Annotated in this window: 5 protein-coding genes and 2 pseudogenes; 1 reads left to right on the forward strand and 6 read right to left on the reverse strand. The window is 44.2% G+C overall.

Annotated features, from left to right (window positions below):
* Positions 1-442: 442 nt before the first annotated feature.
* Positions 443-1605, forward strand: a pseudogene (locus tag MKY73_RS14240) (BCCT family transporter); the annotation flags it as partial.
* Here the strand turns inward: MKY73_RS14240 and MKY73_RS14245 are convergent.
* The 6 genes and pseudogenes from MKY73_RS14245 to MKY73_RS14270 form a co-directional block, all read right to left on the reverse strand.
* A pseudogene (locus MKY73_RS14245) lies at positions 1588-2350 on the reverse strand (chromosome condensation regulator). The pseudogenes MKY73_RS14240 and MKY73_RS14245 sit on opposite strands and share 18 nt — an antisense overlap.
* A 136-nt stretch (positions 2351-2486) precedes the next feature.
* Positions 2487-2648, reverse strand: a complete 162-nt coding sequence (locus tag MKY73_RS14250; RefSeq protein WP_339308262.1) for a hypothetical protein — start codon at positions 2646-2648, stop codon at positions 2487-2489.
* A 165-nt stretch (positions 2649-2813) separates the two neighbouring features.
* Complete coding sequence (locus MKY73_RS14255; protein ID WP_339308264.1) at positions 2814-3377, reverse strand: GNAT family N-acetyltransferase; 564 nt, start codon at positions 3375-3377, stop codon at positions 2814-2816.
* Between the two features lie 528 nt (positions 3378-3905).
* Positions 3906-4337: a hypothetical protein gene (locus MKY73_RS14260; protein WP_339308266.1), complete on the reverse strand. Its 432-nt coding sequence runs from the start codon at positions 4335-4337 to the stop codon at positions 3906-3908.
* Positions 4338-4339: 2 nt separating this feature from the next.
* Positions 4340-4861: a glycoside hydrolase family 95 protein gene (locus MKY73_RS14265; protein ID WP_339308268.1), complete on the reverse strand. Its 522-nt coding sequence runs from the start codon at positions 4859-4861 to the stop codon at positions 4340-4342.
* A gap of 35 nt (positions 4862-4896) precedes the next feature.
* Positions 4897-12312, reverse strand: a complete 7416-nt coding sequence (locus tag MKY73_RS14270) for an S-layer homology domain-containing protein (protein ID WP_339308270.1) — start codon at positions 12310-12312, stop codon at positions 4897-4899.
* Positions 12313-12688: the final 376 nt, after the last annotated feature.

The following is a 12688-nucleotide window of genomic DNA, read 5'->3' on the forward strand; positions in this document are numbered from 1 at the left end:
CAAAGCTTCCTCAATCGAAAGGTGGAGAATTAATTCTTCATATCATGAAAACTACAAGTGGTATTGCCGTCAGTTCACTAGCGGGGAGTTTTTTGAAGAGTTTTTCTTTGGGGGAGTACTAATAGGATTATTTCTAGGTTATAACCATTATGTAGATGGAATGGTGATCTGCATGAGCACGTTTTTGTTTTGGCTTATTCACATACCACAATATAAGAAGGTATATTTAGCCTACGGATTAGTATTTATTAATGGATTAATACTTGCCCTGTTGTTTTATTATACGAATTCCTTAATTGCTTCCATGATTGCTCATGCTATTTATAATCTAGGCATCGGGATTTGTTTTATTTAATCAACAGCGGCTTTCCGAAATATTACAAGTTACACGAGTACATACTAAGGAAAAGTTGGATGAAGCTTACATAATGGAGGTCTCTTCATGGTATTTACAATCACAATTATCATCGTAGCACTATTTGCAATTTGGGGTGCTGTCGCTCCCGATCAGCTGGCAGATGTGGCAAACGTTGCCTACAATTTCTCTATTTAGAATTTTGGCTGGTTTTATCTGTTAGCTACATTGTTCTTCCTGATCTTTGCTTTTTATCTGGCGTTCAGCCGATTTGGTAATATCAGACTCGGGGACGATGATGTGATGAACCCGAATATTCTACAGTCTCTTGGCTGTCCATGCTGTTTAGTGCTGGTATGGGTATTGGACTGGTTTTCTGGGGAGTTGCTGAGCCGTTGTCCCACTATTTATCTGCGCCGGAGGGAGCAGAACCAGGAACAACCCAGGCAGCAAGACTTTCAATCCGTTATTCCTTTTTCCACTGGGGACTGCATCCTTGGGCGATCTATACCGTCATCGGCCTGGCTCTTGCTTACTTCCAGTTCCGGAAAGGTTATAAAGGATTGATTAGTTCCACCTTCATACCTTTAATCGGTGAGCGGCTTGCTGAAGGGTGGCTCGGTAAGGCCATTGATATTCTGGCGGTCATCTCCACCATTTTCGGTGTTGCGACATCACTTGGATTGGGTGCACTTCAGATCGGTGGCGGGCTGAATCACTTATTCGGTATCCCTAACTCGACAATAGTCCAAGTAATCATTATCACCGTTGTGACCGTACTATTTTTAATCTCAGCCACTTTCGGTCTGGATAGAGGGATTAAGATTTTAAGTAACACCAACCTTGTTATCGCTGTGCTATTAATGCTGTTTGTATTGGTGACTGGTCCGACTACGTTTATCTTTGACACATTTACAACAACCTTGGGCAGTTACATGCAAAACATCATTAATATGAGTTTGAGATTGACACCATTCTCAAAAGAAACCTGGATTGGGGCATGGACATTATTTTACTGGGCATGGTGGATCGCGTGGGCTCCCTTTGTCGGTACTTTTATCGCCAGGGTATCCAAAGGTAGAACCATTAAGGAATTTGTAATTTACGTCTTGCTTATTCCGAGCCTTTTCGGATTTGTCTGGTTCTCCGTCTTTGGTGGTACAGGAATTTATATGGAATTGTTCAATGGCTCCCATCTGGCGGAGGCTGTCCAGGCAGATACGACAACCGCCCTATTCCTTATGCTGGACATCGCATTGGTGATGTTTATTGGGAACCCGCAGCAACCATTGTACCGTCAGACTTAAGACCAACCGTATGATAACTCCCGGCTGCGACGGCTACAATGTCGGACCAGCCGCTTACGTTGCATTCCCCTTCGATATTTCTACCCACAGCCGCTACCGTTCCATCTGTTTTAAGTCCAACCGTATGAAGACACCCCGCCGAAACAGCCATTATATTGCTCCAGTCGTTTACGCTACATTGGTTATACTTATTGTTACCGACAGCTGTCACTGTACCGTCTAATTTCAAACCGACTGTGTGCCAGTCACCCGTCGTGACCGCTACAATATCATGCCAACTGCTTACGTTGCATTCCCCTTCATTATTTCGGCCCACTGCAACCACCGTGCCATCTGATTTAACTCCAACCGTACGGCACCAACCTGCCGAAATGGTTACTATATCGCGCCACTGGCTTACATTGCATTGATCATGCTTATTCCAACCTATAGCTGTTACTGTACCATCCGATCGAAGACCAGCTGTGTGGGCATTACCGGTGTTCGTAGCCATATGAACATTACCCACTCCAACTGCGACTATATGGGACCAATCACTTACCTCACATTGCCCGCATTTATTATCACCCACGGCTGTCACTGTTCCGTCGGATTGGAGAGCAACGGTATGGCGACGACCCGCCGCTATGGTACCGTTACGGAGCCGTCTCGTATCCAACAACGTTTTCTTCCGAGAATCGTAGTCCATATCTTTCCTCCATAGCAATAATAAAAAAACCTCAGATGAGATAGCCATTCTGAGGTTCATCATTATGCTGTTTTTCTTGTAACATTTGAGAGTTTTCTGAGCGTTTTTTGAGATACATGATTCATCTTACAATCACTCAGTTGTTTTCAATACCTTTAATAACTTCAACCTTTTTATCCCCTGCTGTCTTTGCTACCTCTGTCGTGGTACTGCCTTGGATAGCAACGATCACGCCAGAAGCCAGCATAGAAACGATTAAAGTTGCGCTGAGAGACTTGGAAATTTTCTTCTTGAGCATAAAATAGACCTCCCATAGTTCATGATATTGTTTTCGTAAACCAATATCAGTTATGATTCAGCTTCACGGGCGAATTACAATATTTCACTTTTTTGTGGGTTAATCCACCTGGTGATTGTAGTATAGCGTATTGACAATGATTGTAAAAGGCTTTTTGCTGAGAGACTAACTTTTTCGGTAAGCAACCTTATGAAAGTCTTCGATATAACGAAAAAGTTTCTCACCCTCATCCGACACCCGCGTGCTTCCATCCAGTGGCAACATCATCGCCTGATACGGTTCAGGTACCATTCGATACTGATGAACATAGGAGGTTAGAACAAACCCGTTGTGTTGCCAAAACTGAATACGTTCATGATGGGCCTTTGTTGTCCCTGACTCCGCCTCGATGATGATGCCTTTGATCCCATGTTCCCTTAATGCCCAATCTCTGAGTTGCTTCAGCATCCATGTTCCGATACCCGACCCGCGCAGCGTCTGTTCAACCGCAAGGTAATCGATAATCAGGATGCGGTCTGTCCCCTTCCCCACCAGTCCAGTAACAGCCATCGCGACCACTTCTCCATGATGCACACCTGTGTGTAAATAACCAATGCGCCGATCCAGCATACTGCGAAGAATTGCTTTTGTCTTGGCTCCGCTTGGAAAAGCTTCATGATAGATCCGCTCCATCCGCGCCCACAATACTTCATCCCACGCGTCTATCGTCGTAAACTCTAATTCCAGCACTTTTTCACCCCCACATGCTGCCTCTCATTTTATTATTGGACTCTAAAAGTGTTTGGGGCGTACTTGCTTACAGGAGGTACAGCACTGAACAGATATCCTAAAGTCAACACGATTAAGACAATGGTAAGTACCCACAGTGCAGGGCCAACAAACATTGCCATAACAAAGCCTAATGAAATTAGACTGTTCACGAATGTGAAAGGAGGATTGTTGGTGTCCAACGATGTTGTGTAGGGCTGGAACACATAATATACCAATAGATGATGTACAGAGAAAAATACAGACAGTGCCATCGTCATAACCCAGATGAGAAGCAATGTACGTATATCGCGTCCTTCTGACAAAACAAGTAAAGGCGCACTTAGTGCAGTTGCTAAACACACACCTAATTTTAGATTCAAGACTAACAAACTCCTAAACCTCAAACGAAAATATTGCTTCGCATGCTTTCGATAAAATGAATAGCGCATAAGCTGCATATCACAATGGAGAAATATCCCCTTGCATACCTCTCTTCCGATTGTCAGACTAAGCATAGCCATGATAAGTATAGGTGAATATCGTTCCACTGCGTTTAGAGAGACATGATCTAATGAATGCCGAGAAAGATAGTACTATTCCGATGATTACAATAGCCGCTAAACGTCTGCGGAACGGCACCTGGGTGAGATGTCGGTACCTGCTAAGCAGGAGGTTATGCATTTGTTCGTATCCCTGTTCACCTAATGAAGTTTGCCTGCGAGCATGTAGGTTGGAAGAGGTATATTGCGCAGCATCATTATCTGTTGCCTGCATCATTTGTTGTTGGATATTAGCCATCATGATTTCCCTATTCAACAATGGATCAGCTTGGTTCGTTACTGCGCGTACGGCTGCTGTGAAATCCGTATGTTTTAATAAAATATATCCGGCAACAGTCCCAGATAACGATATGAGTGTGACAAGCCACCATTGCTCCAAGATTACGGCTCCGAAAATGCGCTCCGAAGCGGACTGCTTAGCGAGGCGTGCAGGTTCAGCATGCCCGGTTGGCTCGCAGTTAGCCTGATGACAATGGCCTGATCCGGATGTGACGCGAAGATCTGACGCTTATAGTGAACATTGCCGATGCGATATTCTATCTGTACGTCGCCGTTTTGCAGATTCAGACTGCGTGTGTAATTCCCATCTATTTTTCCATGTTCGAATTGCAGTTGCAGGTTGCCAAACGGCAAATAAGACTGCGAATAACTACCCAACATGGAACGGCTGATCCGATCAGCTTCCAGAAACTCCCCTTCTCTTAGCAAGTCCCGTAATGCAGGAAGTATCTCCTTCGCTTCAGGGTTGTTACCGTTCCTGGGAAAGCCAGACCATAGTGTATCTTCATTCAGCTGAAGAAGTTCCTTTTCTGCGTCGCCGAAAATCATGGCCCCTAACCGGCCATTCCCGATTGGTAACGCTTCAGTCCACGCTCTGGCGGGTTTATTATAGTAAAGACGCATTAAATAAGCCTCCTGTTTTAAGAAGATGATATGATTCAGGAATCAAGACCCAGGATTCTGGATATCAGTACAGCAGTTTCCGCCCGGTTGGCCTGCTCTTTTGGGAGAAACCTGCCCGAAGTATCACCTTTCATCCAGCCTGCTGTGTTCATCGCCTGAACGGCATCCATAGCGAAACCGGAGATTTGAGAAGCATCTGAAAATGCCTTTTCCGAATTTCCGTTTGGTAAAGCTGCACCGGCTTGCTTCAGGATTCGTGATGTCATCACGGCCATTTCTTCCCGAGAGATCGCCTGGTTTAACCCAAAAGTGCCATCAGGATAACCTGTTACCAAATTCAACGCTTGAGCCGTAGCGATCGCATCGGAGTACCATTTGTCCGCTTGTACATCCGTGAATGTACTGATATGCTCTCCTTCGACGAGATCAAAGGCTTCTACAAGTATTTTCAAATACTCTGCCCGGGTAACCTCTTTTTGAGGATTAAAATGTTCGTTATCCGTGCCATTGACAATTCCGCGTGCAGCAAGTTCAAGAATACCTCTCCTGGCCCAAAGAAACGTTTGGATATCTTCAAAAGTTGAACTCTTTGCTACGACCGCATATTTGCTGAAATGCTCAACGTTGAATACCATTTCACTTGTTTTCGGGTCATACTTTGACTGTTTAAGAACTTCAAGATCCTGCTTATCGTTGATGTAGGCAGCAACAAGTGTTTTGTTTGAGGTGTCTACAGCAGAAAGATACGGTATGCGAACTTGAACTTCTCTTCCTGTTTTAAATGTATTAATGCGCTGATTATTTAACGACAGGTTAAAATCTCTGACTGGCATGTTCTCGAGTGCAGAAGACAAAAAATCAGACAACTTACTCAAGTCAACCTTATCGACAGATAACGTCAAATTTTCTCCCTGCTTGAGTTCCTCAATGGCATCGGTTGGAAAAGACAGTGTTGCCAGCTCTGATTGAAAGGTAATCGTGTTAATGCCGGATTCAATCGCTTTAAGCCATGCATCCGTTGGAAACTCAACCGAAATGGCATTCACTTCATCATCTGCATTTAATACAATATCAAGCCTGTCGGAACGATCCTGAGAAGAACGATCTATTGATTTGATTACTGCCCCGACATCCAGAGATGCTTGCAGCATGCCTTCCTTCACGATCCCCTTTACTTTTAGTTGAGAGCCCGCAATCTCATACTCGGTTTTTGGCGCCGATGGTGTGCTCTCCGTATTGGTATTGCTATTTTCGAGGGGAGGATTCGTATAGTTACTCTCCACTTTACTTGTTCTCACTTCGTAGTCTGAACTTGCAGTACGGCTCCCGGCTTCGTCAATAGCGACTACCTTGAAAGTATATGGCGTATCAGCGGAAAGACCCGTAAACAGATAGCTATTGGTCTTGCCGGAGACAGCGGCCTCTAACTGGCCATTTTTGAATACCTCGTAGCCTGTTAATTCGATATCATCACTAGGAGCAGTCCAATTCAGTAACAGGGAATTAGCTGAAATGGATGTTGCATGTAGACTATGTGGTGGGGAAGGCGCACCTTTATCCAACACTTTCACTGTAGCCATTGCTTTTAGCGATGTTCCATGAACGGTACCTGTCACGTTAAAAATGCCAACGGTATTATACTGATCCGAATTCACTTCATCCCATGTGACAGAAACATTTTTTTGCGTTTGATCACTGTAAACGGCATTGACGGTTGAAGGCAGCGTGGGAGCAATGCCGACTGAAGTCATGACCTCAACAGAGTCAATATTTTGGATTGTTGCTTCTTGAACCAATGCCTGTATCGCCGCCCCTAACTGATCGGACATCGAATCGATCTGCTGCTGTGTACGGCCAGTGTCTTCTTTCAATGTCTCCACGAGGGTTATCACAGCTTGGAGCACTTCAAAGTCTTCAGGCTTATATTTGTCCTCATCGAGACTTTTCGCTTTTTCCAATTGCAATTCGAGTAAGGTTTCATCAAGTGGTTTTGGATAAAATGCCAGCTCGGCTACGTTTGCAAAGCCGTTTGGTGAATAAAACCTCAGGTATCTAAAAGACGTATCGTTGCCAATCGGAGTCACATACCACTGCGCGGCGCTAACTCCATCGATTGTATATAAATCCGTGAATATTGTACCGTCATTAGAGCCTTGAAGAATGGCTCCGTTCATACGGCTGATCTGCGTTGCATCACCACTTCTTGGATAATATTTAAAGCTGCCAATGGTATTGGCGGTGCCCTCTCCAAAATCAACTAAAATCCAGGCAGGATTGGAAATGGTGTCGGTTGCGGTGCTCAAATTGTCGTCAAAAGCTCGCCACCCATTGTCCTCTTCGGTTCCTGCGCTTGCATTTGGCCAAGGTACTGTAGAAGCCGTTACCATCTGTGGTTCAACGATGAACTTCTCTGCCTGAAGTGTACTTGTTAACACCAAAGAATTCTCCGCTTGAGCTAGTTGGTTAACTAATTGCTCTCTGTTAGCATTCGACTTATCCATCTCGGTTTGAATTCTCTCTACTTCGTTGTGGTACAGGTAATAGCTGCCTTTGGTATACGTTGATGGTTGAAGAACATGTAGACCCACATTGAATTGAACGGTCTGTTCGGAAGTGAACGTCCCGTTGCTTACATAAAAGGTAATGAAATGACTTCCGTAATCCGCTTGACGAGGTGTCCAGCTAAAGAGACCGGTCTCTGCCTGAATTGAAGCTCCCTCAGGTAAATTGGCTGCAAGATAACTTAGTTTTGAGCCGGATGGTTCTGTTGAAGTTACTTGATAGGTACCCGGCTGCAAAGCAGTCAACTGCTGAATCTCCCCTTCCCCAATGGTAGGCAGACCCTTTACCGTGATCTGGATGGTCTGACTGGTTGATTTTCCATTAACTTCTGCTTTAAAGGTTACATTGTAATTGCCGCCCTGGGTCTGGGAAGGCGTCCAAGAAAAAGTCCTTGTGACGGAATCGAACGTTGCGCCCTCCGGTAGTGGTTCAGCGGTAAATACAGTATCGTCGATATCGTTGGACGTTTGAATCACAATGGTTAATGTAGTATCTGCTTCAACCACCTGGTTTCCGATCGGCTTCAGCAAGGGAACATTATCCCCATAAACTAATTGTTCAATGGCCGTTTGAAGTTCTACAGCAGCCTCGTCAACACGGACTTGGGTAACATCTGATGTTGTTGTTAAGGCTTCTGCAGCAGACTTGGCTGCTATAACCCTCTCGACGCTTTTCTCGGTATAATTCTCGAGTTGAAGTGCATTTAGTTGATTTAAAACGTATTGAAGCAGTGTTTTGTCAATTGCCTTAGTATAAAACTCAAGCTCAGCGACATTGGCATTACCACTTGTCGCATAATATCTTAGATACCGGAATGCCGTATTGTCATTGATGACCCCAGAATACCAATCCAACTTACTGATTCCGCTTATCGTGTACAAGTTAACATAATTCTTGCCATCGTTGGAACCTTGAAGGATTGCACCGTTGATTCTGCTTATATTGCCGTTTCTCGGATAAAATTTGAAAATACCTAGTGATTGAGCGTTATCTTCTCCTAAATCGATATGGATCCAGGAAGGATTGCTAATCGTGTCCGTTGCCGTGCTCAGATTGCCATCGAAGGCACGCCAACCATTTTGCTGGGCTGTCCCAGCGCTTTTATCAGGCCATGGAACCGTGGAGGCCGTAACCATCGGCTCTGATACGGCAATTTTCTCTCCCACAATCGTGTTCTTCGAAACGAGTTGCTTTCCAGCCTGCAACAATTCCTGCAGCAGAATGGACTTGTTTGCTCCAGGTTCCGCGATAGCTTTCCTGATTCGTGCTATTTCTTGTTCATATACATAGTAACTGCCTTTTGTGTATCCATCTGGAGCTAACACTTTCGATTCAAGATAGGTCGAATCATAGTCAAAATCTCCATAGAATTCGACTTCTGAAATATTCCCGCTCCATGCAGAGCTATTGTACAGTCTCAAATATCGATACGCTTGTTGATCGATAATTTGATCTTTATCCATTTTGTACCACTTGCCGGCGATTGTGCCCGAAACAGGCTTTGTCAAGGGGGTCCAATGGTTATTATCGTTGGAACCTTGTACAATCATTCCATTTAATCTTGCGGGAAAAGCATCTCTTGGCATAAGCAGAACTTCATCCAGCTTCACGGTTGCACCAGTTCCAAAATCAATGGTGTAATAAGAACCGGACTGCGTATTTAAATCTCCAAACGTAGATATGTTTCCGTCAAACAACAGATAACCTACCTCGGTTTCTGATAAGCCACTGCCTGGCCATTGTTTTGCGGAGGCTGTTACTTTTGAAAGTTCGGAGACAGGAATAAACTTGGATCCATCGACAAGGAACAATGTTGTTCCATCTGTCGTTTCATAAATCGTATCTCCATTCGTTCCATCCGTTTGGTCATAATCGACTGTTATTTGAACTGAACCTGTCGGTACACTTTGGTTCATTATGGCTTCAGCAGTCCAGTTAACCTGGTCTGTGGTTCGAATTGTGGCTTCAATTCCTTGAATCATCACCTTCACATTTTTAATAGCTTCCTTTGCTGTGATGGATACGTTTACTTTTTCGCCCAATTCAACCTTTCCATTGATCTCCTGATCAGCGCTTAATGATACAGACTGGATTTTGTTGTCGATATCATAACGGGTTCCGTAAATGGTGAATCCTCTCGGTTCCAGGAAATTTCGAACGACGCCATACAAAACGTCAGGAAGAGGTTGTACCATTTCCAGTTTTATATAACGATATTTCTCCTGTTGATATTCAGAAGATACATCAATGGTGTTGTATTCCTGTGTATACGCTGCAACGCCAGGGGTGATACGAACCCAGTTGATTCTGTCGTTTGAAGCATATACCGTGGAGTTTGCGATGCGGTCTGCAAAAATACTAGCTTTAAATCCGAAACGAGAAGCCGAAATCTTATAATCAGGACCGAAATCAATAATATGGTATAGGTGCGGCGGTGACCCGAGCGCCAGTTGATATGAACCTCCGCCATCATCCGCGATGTCCAAACCGGCTGCATCTTTCCCCCAAGAACTCCACTGTGCTACTTTTGTCCAGTACATGCTGCCAAGCGGTGTCAATGGTGTCATCAGCTTAAGATTTTCGGTTGCAGTTCGCAGTTGCTGAAGCAATTGATCGAAATCTTGATCGGAAGCGGACCCAATCTGATTAACGGTGTTCTGATATACGGTTTGATATTGTGCAAGCGATTGTTTCTCATAAGTTTGATTCAAATCGTAGGTCTCTGTAATGGCTTCAATGGCCGTAGCACGGTCGCTTAATACAACAATGTTAACTCTCTTTGTTGTCATTACTTGGCCGTTAGTCGCAGTAACAACAAACGAGAAATTTCCGCTCTCATCCGGTTTCCAAGAAAATGCGCCCATTTTGGTATCGATTGCTGAACCAGCGGGATTGTTCTGTAGCCCATAAACGATCGTATCGGAGGTACTAGAGTCCGTTACAGAAAAATCGATGTTAACGGATGCACCTACATAAGTATAAAGCTTCAAGTCTCCGTTTCCCGCATGAAATGCAGGTACTGGCAAAGCCGCAGAATTGATATGATCAATATCTACATTAATATTGGATGCTCCATATATGGTTATTTCGTAGGAGTCGCCAGGTGCTCCTTTTACAGGGAAATATGTCCATTCCCCTTTGGTATCTGGGAGGGATAGGGTTTGCCCCATAGAGTTTAGAGTAGCCACGCCATTGGTTCGTATTTTTAATCCATAGGTTGCATCCGTATACAGCATTGAACTTAAATAAACGATCTTCGTACCTTTCTCTTTTGCCTGCATCCGAATAAATGACGTGTTGCCTTCCGTCATTGTTTTCACTGCAGCGTTGTCGATATTACTGATATCTTGAATGGCATCCTCATTATCGTTATCTTTAGTAGCAGGTTTATTGTCGTCCAATTTGGTTAAGTTCGTGTAACGATCCTCAACCTCGTAGATCGTTCCGGCTGAGTTATCTTGAGGGATGAACTTAGCCGCATCGGCTTCGGCTTCCTCGGGCAAATAGAGCCAGAAATCATTCCCTGCATCCGCATTGCGCCATCCGTTTGAACTTGCTGGGAGTTTTTTGGAGAAAGCTTCGTTATAATAGGGTGCAAGTTTGGATAAATCTTCATTTTTTACATAAGTGTAATACGAATAAAGATCCCAGAAGTTGGCTGTTGCAAATCTTCCTTTATATGCGTTCGAAATGACGTTGTACGTATCTCGAATAGTTCCGCCCATTCCAACCTGATCCGGATCGCCACCGGTTATGGCATAGGCTTGCGGCGTCCAAACGGTATCATAACCGAGCATGTAATGCCAGAAATAGTCCGCTGCTCTTAATATTCGATTATTCAGAAACTCCATGACATCAACAGCATCACTCGCAGTAGACGGTGTACCGGTTGTAGGGTCTATTTTCGTGCCTTGAGCATGGATTAAGCGGCTGATCATCGCTGCATTGGTGAGATCGCCGCCGCCATGTGCCTGGTCTCTGCCCATCTCCATGTGCTGGACATAAGGTTGCGTAATAGCTGTTCCTTCCCCGACTTTGATACCGGGTTTTTGTTCCTCTTCAACTAGTCGAAACAAAGCCTTCAGTGATCCGTTGAATCCTTGGTCATTAGCGGTACGATTGACGGTAAACCATTCTACGGCCTCGTTGTATCGATCTTTATTGCCTGTAAAAATGTAACCGGACATGGCTCCGAGTATCGGATAATTGTGCTGGTTCATAAAGTGGTTTTGATTGTGCAGCAAGGTTTCTGTAATTGGAATAATCAAGTTATTCGTAAACTTCGTTGTATCTTGGTCTGTCCATGCCAGAGACGGCGTTTGGGTACTCGTGTATCTTAAGATCTCAGCTGCCATAACCATCCGGTTTAACGGAACCCCGGAGTGAATATGCGCATCCGTATAGTATTCGTATTTGGCAGGGTCCATCTGTTCCCATATACGGATAATCATCATGGCATTGGTGCGGTATACTTCATCGCCGGTCATGAAATACATAAATGCCTGGGTATACGCCTTTAGCCCATCGGCAATGAATCGCGATTGAATCCCTTGGCTATTAAAATAATCTGCAGACGGTGTTTTACCGTCACTGCTATTACTGGATGTAATCGCTTTGGAAGCTTCTGGAGAATCCAGCAGCATCGAGTTAAAGTAGTACGTCCAGGGCTGCGCACCCGCCCTTACCTTTGTTCGTACATTCTCAAGAAGCTCTTTGGTGAGACCAACGCCTGGATGGGTAAAACCGGCATCATCTGTAATTTGCGTTATCTCCGGTAGATAGTCCGTAAAAATGGAGCTGGTTTCCGCCAGAGCCGTCTCAGTTTTAATCCAACTTAGCTGAGAGACAACGACCACTGCGATAAGTAGTGAACATAACTTAAATTTCATAAGTTTCATCCCTTTCTGCAAGGGAATGGTTTACGATTCCTATCAAGAAAAATACATGAACTATTTCCGTATGCGCTTTCAAAACTCTTTACTCCAAGTAGTAACCACTCTCGGTAAGAATAATCTAAATTTTTGGATTGGTGTTATCCCTCCTTTAAGGTTCCATGATCATAACCACCTCATGATATAAAACAATATTAATGTTCCTTTTTATTGTAGTAGCCTTATTCTGAACTGAACATGCCACTTTTTTTAGCGGAATATGTGGTTTATTTTGGATAGAAATCTCATTAATAGGCAAGGCAGCAGAAGATACTGATGAAGTAAATTGGTTAGCTGTTTAAGTAAAGAAACCCGTATCTTTAAAAGACCGGGT

The organism is Paenibacillus sp. FSL R5-0519, from assembly GCF_037974275.1.
Classification (GTDB): Bacteria; Bacillota; Bacilli; order Paenibacillales; family Paenibacillaceae; genus Paenibacillus.

Excerpts from the sequence above, each read along its gene's own strand:
- MKY73_RS14250 (WP_339308262.1), bottom strand. The coding sequence starts at position 2,648 with ATGCTCAAGAAGAAAATTTCCAAGTCTCTCAGCGCAACTTTAATCGTT.
- MKY73_RS14265 (WP_339308268.1), bottom strand. The coding sequence starts at position 4,861 with ATGCGTCTTTACTATAATAAACCCGCCAGAGCGTGGACTGAAGCGTTA.
- MKY73_RS14270 (WP_339308270.1), bottom strand. The coding sequence starts at position 12,312 with ATGAAATTTAAGTTATGTTCACTACTTATCGCAGTGGTCGTTGTCTCT.